This window comes from Bacillus sp. 7894-2, assembly GCF_002272225.1.
Classification (GTDB): Bacteria; Bacillota; Bacilli; order Bacillales; family Cytobacillaceae; genus Cytobacillus.
On record NZ_NPDG01000087.1, the window covers coordinates 1 to 19,739 of the forward strand.

The following is a 19,739-nucleotide window of genomic DNA, read 5'->3' on the forward strand; positions in this document are numbered from 1 at the left end:
GTCAAGCACCCTCCACTCCAATCAACTCAGTAAATTAGACCAATATTTTTAACATCAATTTTTCTGGAACTAGCATATATTTCTTACCAGCCTGCAGCAAAGTAAAAAAGCTCCCCCAAAAAGGAGAGCTTGAATTTATAACACTCATACTGTCTCACTAATAACGTTCTGTAAGCCATGTTTTGTACCGTAGTACTGCAAGCGACAAATGTCTCGTACTCAGGTGGCAATCATCTATCTACAGGCATCTGCCTGTCCTTCCCGTTGTTCATTTCCTCAGGGAAAGTGCCCCTACCATCATTTGGGTTTCTCGCTCGCGGGGTTTACCTCGTTCCACCCTTTTCATTTCTGAAAAGGCTACGTCACTGTGGCACTTTCAAGGTATTCATGCCATATCCCGAAGGACTTAGGCATTTTCCCTGCCGTCAGCCGAAGAAACTCCGACTGCCCTAGCTTATGAATTCGCTAGGCACGAACACTACAGGCATCTCAGCCTGTGCGAGCATGGACTTTCCTCTACAATATAAGATATATTGCAGCGATTACCCGAACGCTATTAATGATCACAAAGAATATTATATGTAATCTGTGATAGAATAGCAATGGTTTTAAACTGGAAAGTCCGATAAATACTGTCAATCATACAATTTACTGCCAAAAACGTGTTTTTCCAGGTTTGATAATCTTTTTAGGATGTCAAAATTGGTTGTTCCCGCAGTTTGTGCTGCCGGTCTGCGTGAAGCTTCCTCAACCTGTTTTTTCAGCTTCATATTTTCCAGCTGCAGATCTTCAATTTCCTGATGGAATGCTTCATAGTCTTTAATGACAACATCTAAAAACTTATCCACATCTTCAGGCTTGTAGCCTCTCATGGCTGTCTTAAACTCTTTTTCCAAAATATCTTTTGCAGTTAATTTAATTTTATCGGATAGCATGACACTCACCTCAGTATATCGGCAATCATAATTAATACTATTTTTCCAGAGATATGTACATTTGTCAATTTATCTGAGCATTATTCAAATGTGTCTCTCTGAGAGAATTGTTCTTCTTCTATAATCAATTGTAAATCATAAAAGGTGATTAGTCTAATATCATATTCATTTTCTTCCTGATATTTTTTTGCGGTTTCATACAGATACTTTGGGCTTCCCTCTTTTTCCATATCATAAAACAGCAGCAGAACATCACTTTTACTGATCAAAAAATGATTTTTTAATCTGAACTGCTGCGGGCTTTCATATGGTTTTTTTGTTACTGAATCCACAAAATCTGCCTGAGCCAATATGGATTCATACCATTCCTTGTTGGCATCCTTCCAGGAAGCTTCCTGATCTAAAAAGGGAGTAATGACTGCAAGCTTCAGGTCTTCGTAACCTTCAAGCTGAAGATCATATACAACTTCAGCTGCCCAAAGTTCTGCACCAAGCTGCCCGCTGATGATTACCCATTCGAGACCGTCATCCAGCAATGAAAGCATGCTTTTTCTGATTGCGGTTTTGATATAGCCGGCAGCAGGGTCATCATTTTTAAATATCCCTACCTCAAAAGGCTTATACCCTGAAATAACTGCTACTTTTGTCAATTGCAAAACTCCTTAAAGAAATCTGGCTGGGAATGCTGCCATTTAATAAAAATAAAACAAGGGCAAAAGCCCTTGTTCATTATCTGCCTGAAAAGCCCGGCCCTTGTTTTGGACCCATACCAGTTGATGCTCCAGCTACGCCAGTTCCAGGTCCGCCATATCCCGGACCCATTCCCATTCCTGGGCCCATTCCCATTCCTGGACCCATTCCTGGGCTATATGCACCTGCCACACCAGGTCTCGGTCCCATGTTCACATTTGATTGTGTCACCTGGTTAACATTTGACTGCGTTTGCGGGTAAGAGTGCTGATTCTGATAGTTAATGTGGTTTACATGAGTATGATGTGTAGGATGAATGTGCGGAACCACAATGTTCTGGAACGAATGAGTTACACAGCACTTTGTCGGATGAACAACAGCAGGCATCACCTGCGAAGGTCTTGGTCTGCAATACATGTAAAGATCCCCTTTCGAAATTGTTTTTACATTAACAACCTATGTTAGAAAGAGTAATCTTGTACTAATGAAAACACCTATTTTATAGGTACTAGCCTTAGAGCATACTGTAGAAACTGTCTTTTAAATTGGAGAAAACGATTGCAGTAGTGAAAATTACAAGGAAGAATAAAAATAAGATTGCTTTATACATTTTATACCAGCCTCACTATATAAAATTCCTAAAAAAGTACCACACAATTTATAATTTTAACTGTTAGAAGAAGTACATACAACTAGGAAATAGTGGATTTTTTTGTCTGGTATATTAAAATTATGTTACAGAGAGATTTAAGCCTGATTAAATTTTCGTTCAAGCCGTACAATCCGCCGGTGTAGATCTTCCTGTTTTATTTTCAGCTTTTCTGTTCCGTTATCTGCCTCCAGCAGGTTAAACGCTTTTTCCGAGTATTTTAATGCCTGGTCAATATCCTTTAATCGATGCTCATAGATCTTGGCCAGTTCAACACAGGATATTACCTTCATATTGATCAAGCCTTTTTCAGCAATATCCTTCCATAGTTTTGCTGCCTCATCCCAATTTTTATGTTTTTTATGCTCAAAAGCTAATGCAAACCTGGCATCCAAAGCTTCAGAAGACTCTCCTTCAGATATTTTATTGAAGGCAATTGCCGCCTCTGAAGATTCACCCAGTGTTGACAGCCACCTTCCTACTTCATAAACCTCACGGGAAGTCTGTTTTTCATCGAGCTGCAGTATCTGGAAAGAAAGATGTGTATACAGGCTGATCAGGGATAGGATATCAATTTCATTATGCTTTATGATTCCCAGCATGCCTTCAGGATCTTTTCTTTCAATAAAATCAAAATAAATCATTGGTGCCAGAAACCCTGGAATATCGTCTTTTCTTTCAATTCCCAGAACATCCTTCTCCACTGCAGCAAGCTTTATTCTTTCAAGCTTATGCTTCCACATTCTCCTTGCAGCATGATATAAATCAAAATGTCCAAAGGGCGGCAGTTTTGGAACATGCTCCCTTAACAGGGTATGTCTCGTTTTAACCTGCGGCCAGTCGAAAGCTTTCCCGTTATATGTGACCATTGTTGAATAATCAATGCTTTCCAGAAAACTTTTATATAAAGCTATCTCAGCACCCGGCTGAGGAAGAATATGCTGTTTCAGCTTTATTTTGCTTCCCTGCAGGCTGGCTTGGCCAAGAAGGAAAATAGTATTGCCAGTCCCTCCGCCCAATCCAGTTGTCTCTGTATCAAAAAAGAAAAGATTTTCAGGCCCGTGACCGGAAGCAGACAGCGGATGCCTTAAGCTGGAAGAATTCCAGGCATCCACCGCTGCAGTAAACTGCCCAAAAGAATAGATTCCATGCCTGTAATCAAGGCTGTATTCCTTTTCTCTTACAAGACAGTAAGAGTCTTCAAAATAATATGGATAAACCCCTTCATTAGCCCATACTTCTTTAAAAGGAACATCGGTCTTATTCTCCTGCTGTTTTTGGACGGATGAAGGCTGTTTGTCGTTATCTGTCCCAAGATGGCCCTTAAGCCTGTTCAGCTTGTTTTTAATGGACAATTCTATCACCTGCGCTATTAACGCCATTTTTTAAAGAGCCGAGAATCCTGAGTACGTCTTTTTTGGCCGTTTCTGATGAGGTATCTGTTCCTATGCAGGAAGGACAGCCATGGTCACATGCACATCTGCATACCATTTCCATCGTTTCGTTCATAATATGTTCGATTCCCCCGAAAATTTTCTCACTTAATCCTACACCGCCAGGATACCTGTCATAGAAAAAGATCGTCGGCTTTTCATTATGGGCAGCTTTCACTTGCGGGATAACATGAACGTCCTGAGGATCGCACATAACAAATAACGGCACAATATGCTTAAGCGCATGTGCTGTTCCAATGAGTCCCTGTTCAAGCCGGTCCTGCTTATAATTCAGCGACTCCGGGTTAAACGAAAGCCAGGTTGAGCTTGTATGGAGCTCTTCTTCAGGAAGTGTTATTGGACCGGATCCGATATTTTCATGTGTTTCAAACTTAATTTTTTTAAATATTGTTGCCATTGCTACAACACTGACATCTCCAAAGCCAATCTCTCCAATGGATGACGACCTGATTTTATCCTGCTCAAGCACTTTAAGTTCTACTGCCAGATTAGCATCGGTAAAATAGTCCACATCCACTTCCCTGACAAATGCTTTCTTCTCTTCCCAATCAAGCATTTCCACCTGAAACTGGGTTCCCTGATGAAGATAGATTGCCTCATCGTGAAGAAGGGTCATAGCGGAAAAGCGGTCCATCTCACCAATTACTTTTACATTCGCAATATCTGACTGATCAATTATGATAACATTTTCCTGTGATGCTGAACGGAGACTGATGTTGTGGGCAGGAAATGAGTCTTTCATCCAATAAAATTTATCCCCGTTCTGATGAAGCACCCTTTCCTCCGCCAGGTATTCCAATACCTCTTCAGTTTCAAAAGTGCCAAAACGTTCCCCGGCATTAAAAGGGAGCTCATAGGCTGCACATTTGATATGATCAACCAGAATAATAAGGTTATCCGGATTTATTCTGGCTGTTTCAGGACTTTTATTAAAAAAGTAATCAGGATTTTGAATAACATATTGATCCAGTGGACTGGAGCTTGCCACCATAATAACAAGCGATTCACCATGCCTTCTGCCTGCACGTCCAGCCTGCTGCCATGAGCTGGCAATGGTACCGGGGTAGCCGGTCATGACACAAACTTGCAGCTGTCCGATATCCACTCCCAGTTCAAGGGCATTTGTGCTGACAACTCCATAGATCTCCCCTGAACGCAGTCCTTTTTCAATTTCCCGTCTCTGGGTTGGCAAATAACCGCCCCTATAACCCCGAATAGCTTTAGGCCCCAGTTTATGTTTGACCAGCTCCTGGAGGTACGTCAAAAGAATTTCGACTCTGACCCTGCTTCTTGCAAATACAATGGTCTGGATTTTATTTTTCAGAAGTTCTCCTGCGAGCTTTCTCGCTTCGAGAGTTGCACTTCTTCTGATATTCAGCGGTTTATTGACGATTGGGGGATTATAAAATACAAAATGTTTCTTCCCGCTTGGTGCTCCATTATTATCCACGAGTTTCATCGGCTTTTCAGTAAGCTTTTCTGCCAGCTCCAGAGGATTGGCTATTGTTGCAGATGTACAGATAAAAATGGGGTCGCTGCCATAAAAACGGCAAATGCGCCTGAGGCGGCGAATAACATTTGCTACATGACTGCCAAATACACCTCTGTAAATATGAAGTTCATCTATGACCACATACTTTAAATTTTCAAACAAGGATACCCACTTTGTATGATGGGGCAATATTGCTGAGTGTAGCATGTCCGGATTTGTAATAACCACATGCCCGGCCCTGCGAACTTTTTGCCGGATGTTTGCCGGTGTATCCCCGTCATATGTATAGGAATTTATATCCAATCCGGACTCCTGGATGATTTCATTGATTTCGCTTTTTTGGTCCTGAGCCAATGCTTTTGTCGGAAACATATAAAGCGCCCTTGCATCCGGATCATTTACGATCGTCTGCAGGACTGGAAGGTTGTAGCAAAGCGTTTTTCCAGATGCCGTTGGAGTAACTGCTACCAGACTGTCCCCATTCATGACTGTCTGATAAGATGTTTTCTGATGTGTATAAAGCCTTGAAATGCCCCTTTTTTGCAGTGCATCCTTTAATGATGGATGAATGTTTTCCGGAAGACTGGCAGTTTTAGCCTCTTTTTCTTCTATTGTGTGCCAATGGACAATATTCTCTTTATATTGCTGTTCAGATATAAGCTGTTTCATGATTTCAGGCAAATTTTTTCGCACTTTCATCTATTTCACCTCATCTTCCTATTCTATCGAATAAACGTTCGTTCTAACAGAGCAAACTCTTAATTTCTATTAACTTTTTATGGAAAAAATTCTATTCAGCCTTTAAGTCTTTTCTCTTTGTTTTCAGATTCACAGAAAAAATTGACTGAAAGTTCTAAATATAAGAGAATATAATATATCCATTTTTTCTCAAATGAGGTGAAGTCTTGCTGCAAAGCATTTTAAAATCAACAGGTGTATTTATGTTAATTATTATTGGATTTATCCTGATTCTTTTTCTTCCAAGAGAAAAGGAATTAACCTTTTTATCGGCCTTTCAAATTGAAGCAGATTACCCCTTCAGCTTTGAACTGTATCTGGAAAGAATTGAAGATTTCACAGGCCATATTTTAACTGAAAAAGGATTAGGGGAAGCCCGCACCGGACGCCCAGTTAGTGATGAAGCTGGAATATTTGTTGCGCGCAGCTTAAAAATTGTTCTGCCTGCTTTCATGGTCAGCATGCTTCTTGGCACACTAATGGGTGCTGTCCAATTTTACCGGAGAACAAAATTCACCGGGAAACTCCAGAATTTTCTTTCCTGGATGTTTTCTTCCATACCCGATTTTTTTCTGTTTATTGCCATACAGTATCTTTTCATTCTGATGATGCAGCATGGTCTTCCGCACTTTAAGCTATATGGACATGAAAATTGGTATAGCTTTTTTTTGCCGCTCATTTCATTATCCCTGTTTCCATTTTTGCACATGTCCCGTTTTACATCGGCTGCTCTTGAAAATGAAATGGGCGAAGAGTATGTCCGCACAGCATATGCAAAAGGGCTTGGCCACTTTAAAGCACTTCTTCACATGCTCTGGAATTGCTGGTCCCCCATTATGAACCAGGCGCAGCTGGTGATGCTCTATATCCTATCAAGCCTTCCAATCATTGAAAAGCTGGCAGGCTATAACGGGGCAGGCAAGGAACTTCTATTCAGCATATCATCTAATGATGAAATTAAGGCACTGTCCCTAATGCTTCCCTTCCTCTTCATCATGTTTTTAACTATTATCCTTTCACAGACAGCAAAATTATGGCTCGTCCAAAAGGAAAGGGTGTGAGGGAGATGCGATTTTTATTATGGATCAGGAAACATGCTTTATTTTGCTTAGGAACCTTTTTGCTGTTGCTATTGCTGGCAATCACATTTGCAGGACCATATCTTCCATTTGTTGACCGTGAGCTAACAACGATTACATACATCCTAAATGAGGAAAAGAAGCCAGTTATACCGCCTTATCCGCCATCAGAGGATTACATATTGGGCACTGACAAAAGCGGACGGGATATGCTCAGCCTGATCATCCTGGGAGCAAAAGAAACCATTTTGCTTGTTGCCTGTATAACTGTCCTTCGCTATGTACTGGCCATCCCGCTCTCCTTTCTTGCACACAAAAAATGGCTGGGTACACACCTTTTGCTAAAATGGCTGAATGGACTGCTGTCATATATTCCAACCATCATCATTATCATGCTTCTTGCCATGCTGCCGCCATTTTTACTGAGTGAATACCGCCCCTTATTCCTGCTCCTTATTATTGCTCTGGCAGAAATGCCCCGTGCTGCCGAAATGATAAAGCTGGAATTTGATCAGATTTCATCTAAAGAGTATATATATGGAGGGATTGCTGCCGGAGCTTCACCATACAGGCTTTTCAGAATATACTATCTTCCTCTTTTATATAGTAAGCTTCTTGTATATATGGTTACTGATCTTGGAAAAGTCATGTTTCTGCTTGGTCAATTAGGGTTTGTCGGCATTTTTATTTCGCAGGATTTTGTTCAATCCATGACAGGAGATTGGCAATTGGTCAATAATTCGATTTCTTGGCCAATGATGATGATGAAAGCCTTTGAGGATATAAGAGGCCCAATTTGGATTCCTTTTTTCTCGGCAGTTGCCATGACCTATGCCATCTTAACTTTTAATATATTCGCAGAGGGATTAAAATCATTTTTCACCAGGAAGGTCCGATATATTTAGATGACCCAGCAGGGATTATTAAAATAAGCTTTTCTTAATATAAACGTTATTAATATTTTTTGTTACAATAAGCTTAATAGGACAGAAGCAAGAGGTGGATTATGAAAACAGAAGAAATTAAGGCAGTTCTTTCCCAGTTCTCCCTTTTTAAAGAGCTGAACAGCGAAGAACTGGATAAAGTAGTTGAGATATCCATATCACGGGAATGGAAAAAAGGAAGTCATGTTTTTCTGCAGGACGACCCGCTGGATAATGTTTATTTTATTAACAACGGCAGAGTTAAGATTTATAGAAGTGATATTAGTGGTAAAGAACAGATTGTTGCCATCCTGGCAAAAGGCGAGATGTTCCCTCACGTGGGATTCTTTAGAAAAGGCGGGTACCCGGCTTTTTCCGAGGTGCTGGAAAACGCTCAGCTCGTAGTTGTGCCCATTTCGCAATTTGAAAAGGTGCTTATAGAAAATCCGGAGTTATGTATTAAGGTGTTTAAAGTCCTTGGCGAGAAGATTGTCGATCTGCAGGAGCGCCTGGAATCGCAAATTTTAAACAATACTTACGAGCAAATCATTAAATTGCTTATCCGGCTTGCCAAAATGCATGGAAAAAAGCTTGAAAACGGCACCTTTGTTTTAAAAGGGGACTTTACCAATAAAGACCTGGCTAATATGATTGGCACCACAAGGGAAACGGTCAGCAGGACTTTAACCAAAATGAAAAAAGAAATGTTAATTGAAACAGACCAGGATGGACATTTAATCATAAACCCTGATCAACTATTAGAGACAATATTTTAAAACCGCAACTTGCGGTTTTTTCTTTTTCCTGATTATTCAACAGGAACATCCACCCAATAGGCGGCATACGATATGTTGAAAAATCCTGTTTGAGAGGGGATGGATGGATATGGAGGATCCAAAGAAAAAGGATCGAAACGAACCATTTGGGGATTTGATGAGATCAATGAATCAGCTTTTCCATGAAAAACCTGGCAGAGGATTTCTGCAGACAATGGATGATTTCTTTAAAAATCCCTTCCCGGCTTCTTCTTCCTTCCATGTTGATGTTGCTGAAACTGAAAAGGAACACATCATTAGTGCGGAACTTCCGGGAATAAATAAAGAGCAAATACAGATTGATATCCTGGATAATTATATAACCATTTCAGTTAAATCCTCTGAGATGATAACGGAAGAAGATGAAAAAAACAAAATTTTCCGCAGGCAGCAAAGCATGCAGCGTTCCAGCCGGACAATTCCGCTTCCACAGCCAGTTAATGAAAAGAAAGTAAAAGCGGTTTACCAAAATGGCCTCTTGCAAATTTCAGTACCTAAGCAGCAGGGAAAAAGAATCCTGATAGATGAGAACTGATTCTGACTGCAATCTTGCTTTTATAAAGTCTGGTTAAACAAAAACAAGCAGTATCATGCCTGCTTGTTTTTGTTTGGGTTATCTAAGCTGGGCTTAACTGTTCAGTTTAGATGTATCAATCCAATTATTGAAATAGCCTGTCGGAACACTGAAGTAATCCTTTGTGAAGGATATAAACTCCTTCGTATCGACCTCTTTATAGCGGAATTTCTGATAGTAATCGGACAGGAACTGCATCCCCACATCCTTTGGAGATTCCCCTTTCAAGGTATACTTTTCCTGAATCATTTGTAAAATCTCCAGAGCAGGCTGACCATAAATATATCCTGTATGCTTTACCTCATTAACCGGCACATTTGAATATTGCCTGCCTAAACCAGCTTCCTCGATTGCCTCCATCCGATAATGGGAGATGCCAAATGCCTGCTGTTCAGCTTGATTTTGTCCTGCATAGAAGTACATAGAGGTGGCAAATTCAGTGATTCCTTCATCAATCCACGCATTGTTGTATGGGTCATTGGCTACTGCTCCATAAAAATACTGATGAGCAATTTCATGGACAATAGAAATATCATAAAACCTTTTATCTTCAATATAAGGATTTATAGTGACTATACCGGGATATTCCATGAATTGCCCTTCATCCAAAACAATATCAAGCTGCTCATGCGGGTAATCTCCAATTTTATTCTGATAGAAAGATAGTGCTTTTTTAGCCAGTGTTAACGATGCTTCCGGGTTTTTGTCATGATTCCCTTTTGAAAATAGTCTGACCTTCACACCGTCTTGCGCTTCCGTTTCATACACTTTCATATCCTTCATGACTGCAATGAAGAAATCCCTGACCTTTTTAGCTTTAACTGTCCCCTCATTTTTTCCTTTTGCCGGATCTATTTCTGCTGTAGAAGCCAGGGAATACCCTTCAGGCAGCTTATAGGAAACTTTGAAATCAGAGAAGCCTGTATGAAATGTTTCCAGCCCCTCCATATAAGGCTCTTTGTTCCATTTGCCTTTTTGATAGACTGCAGCCATTGGGTACCATTGAGCAAGATAATAATTTGTGCCTGCTTTTGAAAAACGGCTGCCTCCCTCTGGGACTGTAAATTCATATTGGATCTCCACCTTATGTCTGCTTTTATCTTTCATTTCCGGTTTTAAGTTTATTGTCAGCGTATCACCATCCAGCTTAAAAAAAGCTTTTTGCCCATTCACTGTCACTTTTTCGATCTCCGCTTCAGACGATCCTTCAACAGAATCAAATGAATGCCCCTCTATAAAAACATTCGGAATGAAATAAAAGACAAGCTCATTCCAGTTATTATCTGATTTGTTTTTCAACTGAATATTTGCATTAGCAGTAAAATAGCCTTCAGCGTTCATTTCCAGATCAATTTTATAATCCGCCTTGCTGCCGCTTTGGACGCCTGTATTTGAATTCTTTGCAGCCACAGCATAGACACCTGCACCTGCAAAAGCAATCACTAATGCAGCAAAGCCGGCTTTAGGGCCGGATAATGACCAGAATTTCTTTTTTCGGCCATATTGTTTTCTGGAGGGCCTTATTAATGGCTCATGCCCAGTCTTAATCCAGGGAGTACGCTGATAGTTTGATTGAAAACGGTTCTTCAGTCCATTTGCCAGCAGACTGAAAGACACAGTTGCAAGTAAAAGGACCGCTAATGGTGCAATTAATATATGGGTGCTGCCATAAATATTTAATCTTGCCTGACCAACCAATCCCGCCAGTTCCTTTGTTGCTGAAAGGAAGATGATGGGGTCATATCTCATAATGGTTCCGCCGACAAATATATTTATAAGTGCCAGCTGGCCCATAAGGGCGATTACGTACACAATTTCAAGTATAAACATTACCAGGAACGTTTCCTTTAACTGAGGAAAAACATGCTTCCAGATCAGACGGTGTTTTCCGGCCCCCAGGGCTTTTGCAGCTTCAACATAAACAGACTTATATAACTGTGCGGTTTTAAGCCTTACAGAAGATACAATGCTTGGAATGCTGATGACTGACGCAATGACAATAAAATAAACAATTAACACATTTTGCTTAAGAGTACTGTTGAAGCTTATTGGGGCAAGGAAAAAATACAGGATAAGAAACAGAGGTACATAGCTCCATGCATTTTCGAAAGCAATCAGCCAGCCTGGCGTCCTTTTCATTGTGCCCGCATACAAACCGATAATTGTTCCAAATGCCATTTTTATAACAGTCACAGCAGCTGCAATAAAAACAGTGTACCTTAATCCATATAAAATCATGGATAAGATATCATAACCCCATTTATCGGTGCCCAGCGGATAGGAAGAGGATTCAAAAGGCTCCAATGGCGGTGCCAGAACCTTCCCGTTTGTATATTGTGTTTCTAAAACCGATGTTAATGAATGCGGTGCCAGAATAGGCCCGAATATGCTAAGAAAAAGCAAGCCGGTAACCATAACAGTTCCGATAATTAAGGAGTAATTTATTTTTATCAGCTTATTCATAGATAAAACCCCGTTTAAACAGATAGAATATGAGTCTATTAGAAATATAGACAATTAAAGAAATCAGAAGCATTGCAAACAAGCCGATTGCAATCGGCTGAACTCCGCTGCTCTGAAAAATGAATTTTGTTATGCCGGAAACATTCATAATATGTTCAATAATAAAGAGATTTCCAATAGCCAGGGAAATCACTTTGACAAGTTCAGATTTGATAAATGGCTCTAAATTTTTGAAGACATGCTGAAAGTTTATGTAATTTAAGCCCATTCCTTTAGCAACTGCAGTCTTAATGTAGTCCTCCCCGCTTGTCTGATAATATTTGACCGACACGAGCTTAAATAAATATAGTGTCGGGGCAATCGCTGCAAGCACTGTGGGAAACCAGGTGTTAAGGGCTCCTCCATCCGGCCTGAGTGAAATCACTCTGATACCGGTCATTTTATATATTTTAACGGCAAGAATCATAGACATCACTATGATGATAAAGTCAGGTATGGCCGCAAGAATATTCATGAATGCCCCAAAAAGCTTAGTAAGCCTGAAGCGGCTGATAAATACCCCGAAAATTAGACTTATAATTAAGGATGCATTTACAGCAATCAATACGATCAGGAGACTGGTAAAAAAGTTATCAGCAATGTCCCCGGCTATAGGACGTGTCTGCATCCCAAGCTCATAGGTACCAAGGCTGCCCTTGCTTATTTCAGAAATAAAATCTCCATAAATATGCGGCAGACTTTCGAAGCTCCATTGCAGACTCCCGCTCAATGGATCAACAGATATAATTTTTGGCAGAGCTGCTAGAACTAAAATTAATACAAATATAATAAAAATTTGCTGGACAGCACGAACCATATTACCCCCCCTTTATGACTAAGAGTCATTTTTTATTTTTTCACTTTTATCTAAATTTTGTCAATCATACAACTAAATTCTCATAGATAATATTCCCTATATACCTTTAAAAATAGACCGGCTATTCTATTTTTAAATATATTTAATCTTTTTTCAAGTCTGATTTTTTTAAACCATAAAAAAAAGGCCTGTGCGGCCATGATCCTTTAAGCTTTAAATATTCCGCCAATCCCTTTAACCATGGATGATACCTGCGTGACTGCAGACATCATCTGGCCTGCTGTGTCCACCATTTTATTGAGATCCAGTGATCCATCCTGGGATTTAAATGAATTCATAATGCTTTGCACGCCAGATGGCTGTTTTGGAATGAAAGATTGCTTTGGATATGGATTCATGTATGGCATTTGCGGAGCTGCTGGCTTGCTTGGCTGATTTCCATAATAATCTTCAGATTCTAACGGATTCTGAAAAATACCTGCATTTTTTGATCCTGTATGTGAGTAATATCCGGGATCAAAATTTTGCTGCGGATAGGGCTGGTGCGGAAAACTCTGCGGCATTCCTGTCATTTGCTGTGGCTGCTGGTATTCCATGTTAAAAGGCGAATAATAAGGATTATACTGTTCGGCAGCTTGGTTATAATTCTGCAATGGCTGCTGCCTCATATAATATTGGCCATTGGTCCCCATATAAAATGGATCATAGTATACATTTCGATTTAAATGGCCGTATGGCTGCATATGGCTCGTTCTATTCATTACTCGGCCAAACATGGGCAAACATCCTCCCCATTCAATAAGATAAGTATATTATCGATAATATCAGGCAGTAGCCTTTGTATTATCACCATTACAATATATGAATGATTTGCCCAGAATGTGAAAGGAGTTAAAAATGAGTAAAAAAGGAAGCGCTTTCCGTTTTTGTCTAACTATGATGAAAGATGTCGGAAGTTTGATTTTTTTAAAAACGATGAAAAATAAATTTTCATGTTAGGATATAAAAAACAAATTGTTTCTTGTCCGCTTTTTCATTTACCGGATGCGGGGAAGAAATTTCTCCGCGAATCTTTTCCAGAGGAGGCAATATCATGAATGTTCACGAACTACAAATGAAGTTTCATCAGCTGCGGGAGTATACTCCTGAAAATGTTAATGAATTATTGGATTTTGCTAAAAAGGCCTATATCCATAATGAAATTTCCAGTACAGATTATCGAAATCTCGTTCGTGAGCTCGAAGCTCAAGGAGCGGCCGTTCCAGAAAGCTACAAAGATAATACCCTCCAGGATTCAGTAAATGCATAAGAATTCAATGAAAAAGGGAGCCTGATTCAGGTTCCCTTTTTTTCATCACTTAATAATATTATCAACTGCTTTAACACATACACGGCCGAATTAACATAATTAATGAATCTTGTTCTGCTTGTTTCAGGAAAAAATGCCTGAATGGAAACCATTTCAATATGTTCAGAAGCAGATTCAATTTGCTGTGAATAAAGATTTCGCGGTTTATGGATGCTAACCCACTCCCGGGCTTCTTCTTTCCATCTGTCATTTATGGATTTAACCTCATCAGCAAAAGGCTTGACTTCATTATAAAAATCACCCTTTTCACCTGATTCCTTAACCTTTTTATACCTGCTGTCCGAGATCTCCACATATTCAAGCAGCAGTTCTGTCATTTGCTGCAGCGAATTTTCATTTACCATGGGCTTCATCTCCAAAAATAAAAGTAGCTAGTCAATTTTAGCTACTGAAGGATACTGCTATTCTATTCCACTTAGAAGCCGAGTTCAAGCTTCATTCGTGCTGATTTTTTTGCGCTTTCTAAACTGTCTGTCTCAGACCTGATTGCCGTCATATCTTCTTCAATCACTTCGAGTCTGCTTTCACAAGCCTCTATTTTCTCTGACTGTTCATAATACCAATCCTGCCGAAGTCCCGACAAATTAGACTCCAGTACATTTTCAAGCATTTCAAGCTGATCGTATATTTCCGAAAGCATGGCCAGCAATTCTTCTTTTTCTACCATTTTTCCCTGCATTCAAAAAACCTCCCGATTTCTTTTTCTCCTTGCCATCTGCTATAAATACAACGAAGGATACAGTGAAAATTTGCTTTGTGCCTACATAAATTCTATCTTCCCTGAAGGTTTCCTCCATGCATGACAAAACTAGAAGTGATTCGCCAAAGAAAGTACTTATTTGCATAGAAGCGCCAAGGTTTCGACAGCCTCCGAAGAATGAAAATCACAACATTGAACAAACTAATGAACGGAGGTGTTCTGTTATGGCAAAAAAAGAAAAACAAAATAAAGTTCAGCCAAAAAAGATGGAAGAAACAAAAGCTGGCTATGGCAACAAGAAGCTTGAAGGTCCTGACCGCCCTTCAACTTAACAGAAGAAAAACGGAAGCGGATTGGCTTCTGCTCTCGACTGGCAGGCGCTGGAGCTTAATGCAGACACTAAAAAAAGCAAGGGACCCCTTGCTTTTTTGTTTGCAGTATTATTCTGTTAGCAAATTGAGCGAAATATTTTTCCCAGCCTGGCAGCCTTGTGAAGCTGGTCCTGCTTATGCAAATACCATTTTGTAATATGGACGGGATGTTTTAGGACAACCGATTCTGATGTCCATTTACTCTTTATGCGTTTTTTGACAAACCAATCATTAAATTGATGTATGTGATGAGTGATTATTGGGTATGTACAGCGTAAGAAAGGAGTAGTTCTCCGTTTGCTTCCATTAAAGTATTTCTCATAATCGTTCCTTGAACCCGTATGAACCGTCCTTAAAGCAAATTCATACACGTCGTCATAATAACTTGTGTCAAATAATATTTCTGCCAGCCGTTTTCCAAGATCAATTCTTTTGGACACCGAGCGGAAACCATTTACACTCGCCCCGTATAATTCCCCTTTACAAGTAGGGAAGATGACTGAACTAAAATGAAGATAATCCTGAAAGGAAAAAAGCAATGTATGAAAAACTTTATTTTTATAAATAGAATGCTCCATTACAGGCTCTTGAATAACATTTTGTTCGTTGATAATCAGTGAAATCATTAACCTCTTTTTATTTCTATTTTTCCAGAAATAAAGCCACTCCTTTTCCATAAAGGCCGATACATGAAAAGTTTTTAATAAATGAAACATTGGCCTATTTAGTTTCGTCGAATAATGATAGAGGAGCAGCTGGGGAAATGCATCCTGAAAAATCAGCCAATTGGCCCTTTCATATGTAATATAAAGCATATCCCTGAATTTCTTTCCTATCAATTTAGGAAAACAGCTTCCTTCAAGATCGCACATATTCCAGCCGGCATTACGGGATACCATGGAGGCCAGGAACGCCCAGCGTATTTCAGGATGCTTTTTGTAAAAATGAAAATAAGCTTCCGTTCTCGAGATATTGTCTATGTTATATTTGGCTGTAATTTTCATAATATGATCCTTTATTGCCTGTTCCTTTTTTTCATGTCTGTTCAGGAATTTCCAAGAAAGCGACACCGCAATTCACCTCAGAGAAAATGAATGTTCTATATTTGGGCGTCAGGCAGCATCCGGGTAAAACCTGAAAATACTGCTTAACTGGAGTTTCCTATATACTTTGTTATTTAGAACTTTTTATTCAACCAAATCGTGCGTACATTTGTTATCATAGGGAGTAGCTGAAAATGAGGTGAATGCATGAATTTCCACTATCCTAATGGCAGGAGATATACCCCGCCTGCTAATAGCGCCAAAAAACTGACTCCAGAGAAGAAATGGACCTACAGCAATCGCGGAATGACACTGGAGGAAGATATAAATGAAACCAATGAATTCTATTTGGAGCATGGAATAGCCACTATTCATAAAAAGCCCACGCCTGTTCAAATCGTACAGGTCGATTATCCAAAGAGAAGTGCAGCTGTTATTAAAGAAGCTTATTTCAAACAAGCATCAACAACTGATTATAATGGTGTGTATAAAGGCAGGTATATTGATTTTGAAGCTAAAGAAACCCAGAACACGACCTCCTTCCCTTTAAAGAATTTTCATGAGCACCAGGTAAAGCACATGGAGAAAGTTTTAGCCCAGAAAGGGATTTGTTTTGTCCTCCTCCGCTTCTCGGCTACCGAAGAAGTTTTCCTGTTAGAGGCACATCATCTGCTCTCATATTGGGAGAGAATGAAGGATGGGGGGAGAAAATCAATCACCAAGGGTGAAATTGAAATGAATGGCCATTACATTCCGCTTGGATTTCAGCCAAGAATTGACTATATTAAGATAATAGATTATCTTTATACCCTTAAATAACTAATTTACAGTTCCATTGTCAGAAAGGATGAACATAGATATGACAGAAAAATATCAATCAAGGGAGGAGCGCCGCAAACAGCAATCCCAGCCTAAAAAGAAGGGCAAGAAAAATGGCACGAGCACTTTTAAACGCATTTTCCTTATTTTAATTGCCCTCGGAATTGCTGGAATGCTCTTAGGAGCAGGCGCTTTTGCTTTTATGGTGAAAGACGCACCAAAGCTTGATGAAAAATTGCTGAAGGATCCCATTTCTTCACAGATTTACGATATGGAGGGCGAATTCATAACAGATGTAGGCTCGGAAAACCGGGATTATGTCGCTTATGAAGACATCCCAAAACTTGTGGAAGACGCCTTTTTGGCAACTGAAGATGTCCGCTTTTATAAACATAATGGAATGGACTTAATCCGTTTAGGCGGTGCTGTTATCGCTAATGTGACGCGCGGATTCGGTTCTGAAGGGGCAAGTACGATTACCCAGCAGGTGGTAAAGAACTCCTTCCTGAATAATGAAAAAACGCTTAGCAGGAAAGCCCAGGAAGCCTGGCTTGCCTTCCAGCTTGAACGCAAGTATACAAAACAGGAAATCTTTGAAATGTATGTGAACAAGATTTATATGTCTGAAGGCCATGGCGTTTTAACGGCATCGAAAATTTTCTTCGATAAGGAACTTAGTGAGCTGGAGCTTCATGAAGCTGCCCTCTTAGCCGGCATGCCGCAGAGCCCGAACAATTATAATCCCTTTGACCATCCTGACAAGGCAGAGAAAAGGAGAAATATTGTCCTTTCATTGATGAATCAGCATGGTTTTATTACAAAAGAAGAAATGGAAGCAGCCCAAAAGGTTCCTGTGGAATCTACACTTGTAGCTGAAGAAAAAAGAGAAACAAACGAATCAAAATATGACTCTTTCATCGATGTTGTCTTGGATGAAGTTGAAAAAAAATATCCGGATCTTAACCCATATTCTGACGGGCTGAAAATATATACGACACTCGATCCAAATGCACAGAAACACGTAGAAAATATTTTAAACACTGATGCAGCTGTAGCCTATCCTGATGAGAAGTTTCAGGCGGGTATCACCCTTCTTGATACAAAGACAGGAGAAATCAGAGCAATCGGCGGAGGACGCAATCAGGAAGTAAAACGCGGTTTTAACTTTGCCGTGGATCAAAAAAGACATGCCGGTTCAACCTTTAAACCAATTGTCGATTATGGACCAGCAATTGAATATCTAAAATGGGGAACTTACCAGACAATTGTCGATGAACCTCACACATATTCCGGAGGTACAAAAATCAATAACTGGGATGGAAAGCACATGGGTCCTATGTCCATGCGGGAGGCACTTGCCCGCTCACGCAACATTCCGGCTCTGAAGACACTTCAGGAAGTCGGGACTGATAAGGCATTGGAATTCACCAATAATTTAGGCATTCCAATGAAAGAGATGTATGAGTCCTATTCTATCGGCGCTTATGAGGTTTCTTCCCTTCAGGTAGCCGGTGCATACAGTGCATTTGGAAACAATGGCTTCTACACTGAACCACATGCCATCAAGCAAATTGAAATGCGTGACGGCACGAAACTTGATTTGAAACCTGAATCTGAAGTAGTAATGAAGGATTATACTGCATTTATGATCAGTGACATGCTGAAAAGTGCAGTTAAATCTTCTTACGGAACAGGACGTCTGGCTGATGTACCAGGATTGCCTGTTGCAGGGAAAACAGGGACTACTAACTATACGGATGAACAGGAACAGGAATTTGGGATACCTCGAGGTGCCGTGCCTGATGCCTGGTTTGCAGGCTATACAACTAACTATACTGCAGCTGTCTGGACCGGCTATCAGGATAGAAAAAATTATATCCCGGCCGGCGATGAGCAAAAAATTGCTCAAAAGCTTTTCAGCAGCTTAATGGCACATGTTTCAGAAGGAAAAGAAACAGAAGACTTCAAGGCCCCTGACTCTGTAGAGAAGGTAGCCATTGAAAAAGGCAGCAATCCTGCCAAACTGGCAAGCCAGTACACACCTAAGGAGCAAATCATTTATGAGTATGCTGTAAAAGGCAATGCTCCGACACAAGTATCCGAGAAGTTTGATAAACTGGACTCGCCTTCTGGACTGTCAGCGAACTTTGACCAGGATGCAAATGAGATCACATTATCATGGGATTACCCGGGAGATGCAGAAGGTACTCAATTTGAAGTGACTGTATCCGTAAATGAAGGCGGAGATCAGCAGCTTAGCGTTACTTCAGAAAAAGGCTTGAAAATTGCCAACCCTCAGCCAGGAGCTGTGTATACCTTTAAAGTAACAGCATTTAACGGTGACCAGCAAAGTGATCCTGCTTCTGTAAAAGTAGAAATCCCCGACCCAAGCCTCATCGAAGAAGATGAAACGGAAGGTGAAGGGCAGGATGGAACGGAAGAAGAAGAACAGGAAGATCAGGACGATCAAAATGGTGAAGGCGGCCAGGACGGAAACCAGGATGGCGACGATTCTGGAAATGGTAATGGTGAAGGTTCCGGGGATGACTCTGGAGATGGTCAAGGAACTGGAAACGGTGATGGTGAAGGTTCCGGAGATGGCGATACAGGTACTGGTGATGGCAATACAGGTACCGGAGCAGGAACTGGAACTGGTGGAACTGGTGGAACTGGCGGAACTGGCGGAAACACCGGAGGAGCTTCCGGAAATGGATCTGAATCCAGTGGCGGCCGTAATTAAATAAAGCTAATGAAAAAAGCGCTGATTCA

General features: G+C 40.4%; 18 protein-coding genes and 1 other RNA gene. 7 read left to right on the forward strand and 12 right to left on the reverse strand.

The features are described 5' to 3' along the window. Positions 1–166: 166 nt before the first annotated feature. The 6 genes from rnpB to CHI10_RS12730 form a co-directional block, all read right to left on the reverse strand. An RNA gene (rnpB, locus tag CHI10_RS12705) (RNase P RNA component class B) lies at positions 167–554 on the reverse strand. An 81-nt stretch (positions 555–635) separates the two neighbouring features. Then, the gene (gene gpsB, locus CHI10_RS12710; protein WP_095244639.1) at positions 636–935 is read right to left on the reverse strand and encodes a cell division regulator GpsB; all 300 of its coding nucleotides are present in this window, start codon (positions 933–935) and stop codon (positions 636–638) included. 80 nt (positions 936–1,015) lie between these two features. Continuing rightward, entirely contained in the window at positions 1,016–1,585 is a 570-nt protein-coding gene (locus CHI10_RS12715; RefSeq protein ID WP_095244640.1) for an SLOG family protein, read from the reverse strand. Between the two features lie 79 nt (positions 1,586–1,664). Continuing rightward, positions 1,665–2,042 (reverse strand): CotD family spore coat protein, encoded by a 378-nt coding sequence (locus CHI10_RS12720; protein ID WP_095244641.1) that lies wholly within the window; start codon positions 2,040–2,042, stop codon positions 1,665–1,667. A 330-nt stretch (positions 2,043–2,372) separates the two neighbouring features. After that, positions 2,373–3,629: a ribonuclease H-like domain-containing protein gene (locus tag CHI10_RS12725; RefSeq protein WP_095244642.1), complete on the reverse strand. Its 1,257-nt coding sequence runs from the start codon at positions 3,627–3,629 to the stop codon at positions 2,373–2,375. Continuing rightward, a complete protein-coding gene (locus tag CHI10_RS12730) occupies positions 3,619–5,919 on the reverse strand; it encodes a DEAD/DEAH box helicase (RefSeq protein ID WP_095244643.1) in 2,301 nt (766 codons plus the stop codon). Before CHI10_RS12730 ends, CHI10_RS12725 begins: the two co-directional genes overlap by 11 nt. A gap of 206 nt (positions 5,920–6,125) precedes the next feature. Between CHI10_RS12730 and CHI10_RS12735 the strand changes: the two genes are divergently transcribed. From CHI10_RS12735 to CHI10_RS12750, 4 genes are all read left to right on the forward strand, one after another. Continuing rightward, the gene (locus CHI10_RS12735) at positions 6,126–7,019 is read left to right on the forward strand and encodes an ABC transporter permease subunit (RefSeq protein ID WP_095244644.1); all 894 of its coding nucleotides are present in this window, start codon (positions 6,126–6,128) and stop codon (positions 7,017–7,019) included. Positions 7,020–7,024: 5 nt separating this feature from the next. After that, the gene (locus tag CHI10_RS12740; protein ID WP_095244645.1) at positions 7,025–7,942 is read left to right on the forward strand and encodes an ABC transporter permease subunit; all 918 of its coding nucleotides are present in this window, start codon (positions 7,025–7,027) and stop codon (positions 7,940–7,942) included. 101 nt (positions 7,943–8,043) lie between these two features. Next, entirely contained in the window at positions 8,044–8,736 is a 693-nt protein-coding gene (locus CHI10_RS12745) for a Crp/Fnr family transcriptional regulator (RefSeq protein ID WP_095244646.1), read from the forward strand. A gap of 109 nt (positions 8,737–8,845) precedes the next feature. Further along, a complete protein-coding gene (locus CHI10_RS12750; protein WP_095244673.1) occupies positions 8,846–9,310 on the forward strand; it encodes an Hsp20 family protein in 465 nt (154 codons plus the stop codon). 93 nt (positions 9,311–9,403) lie between these two features. Here the strand turns inward: CHI10_RS12750 and CHI10_RS12755 are convergent, their stop codons facing one another. From CHI10_RS12755 to CHI10_RS12765, 3 genes are all read right to left on the reverse strand, one after another. Beyond that, complete coding sequence (locus tag CHI10_RS12755; protein ID WP_095244647.1) at positions 9,404–11,812, reverse strand: ABC transporter permease subunit; 2,409 nt, start codon at positions 11,810–11,812, stop codon at positions 9,404–9,406. Then, positions 11,805–12,668, reverse strand: coding sequence for an ABC transporter permease subunit (locus CHI10_RS12760; RefSeq protein ID WP_095244648.1), 864 nt, complete (start codon positions 12,666–12,668; stop codon positions 11,805–11,807). Before CHI10_RS12760 ends, CHI10_RS12755 begins: the two co-directional genes overlap by 8 nt. 206 nt (positions 12,669–12,874) lie before the next feature. Further along, complete coding sequence (locus CHI10_RS12765; protein WP_286137349.1) at positions 12,875–13,444, reverse strand: YppG family protein; 570 nt, start codon at positions 13,442–13,444, stop codon at positions 12,875–12,877. A gap of 317 nt (positions 13,445–13,761) precedes the next feature. On the opposite strand from CHI10_RS12765, the gene CHI10_RS12770 reads away from it, so the two are divergent. Further along, positions 13,762–13,977 (forward strand): YppF family protein, encoded by a 216-nt coding sequence (locus CHI10_RS12770; RefSeq protein WP_061792775.1) that lies wholly within the window; start codon positions 13,762–13,764, stop codon positions 13,975–13,977. A gap of 26 nt (positions 13,978–14,003) precedes the next feature. Here the strand turns inward: CHI10_RS12770 and CHI10_RS12775 are convergent, their stop codons facing one another. The 3 genes from CHI10_RS12775 to CHI10_RS12785 all read right to left on the reverse strand — a co-directional run bounded on the left by CHI10_RS12775 (position 14,004) and on the right by CHI10_RS12785 (position 16,178). Further along, positions 14,004–14,381: a YppE family protein gene (locus CHI10_RS12775; RefSeq protein WP_095244649.1), complete on the reverse strand. Its 378-nt coding sequence runs from the start codon at positions 14,379–14,381 to the stop codon at positions 14,004–14,006. 71 nt (positions 14,382–14,452) lie between these two features. Further along, a complete protein-coding gene (locus tag CHI10_RS12780) occupies positions 14,453–14,716 on the reverse strand; it encodes a hypothetical protein (protein ID WP_095244650.1) in 264 nt (87 codons plus the stop codon). A gap of 469 nt (positions 14,717–15,185) precedes the next feature. Further along, entirely contained in the window at positions 15,186–16,178 is a 993-nt protein-coding gene (locus CHI10_RS12785) for a DUF2515 domain-containing protein (RefSeq protein ID WP_095244651.1), read from the reverse strand. Positions 16,179–16,358: 180 nt separating this feature from the next. On the opposite strand from CHI10_RS12785, the gene recU reads away from it, so the two are divergent. Beyond that, the gene (gene recU / locus CHI10_RS12790) at positions 16,359–16,970 is read left to right on the forward strand and encodes a Holliday junction resolvase RecU (RefSeq protein ID WP_095244652.1); all 612 of its coding nucleotides are present in this window, start codon (positions 16,359–16,361) and stop codon (positions 16,968–16,970) included. Positions 16,971–17,010: 40 nt separating this feature from the next. Next, a complete protein-coding gene (locus tag CHI10_RS12795; protein WP_095244653.1) occupies positions 17,011–19,710 on the forward strand; it encodes a PBP1A family penicillin-binding protein in 2,700 nt (899 codons plus the stop codon). Positions 19,711–19,739 lie beyond the last annotated feature (29 nt).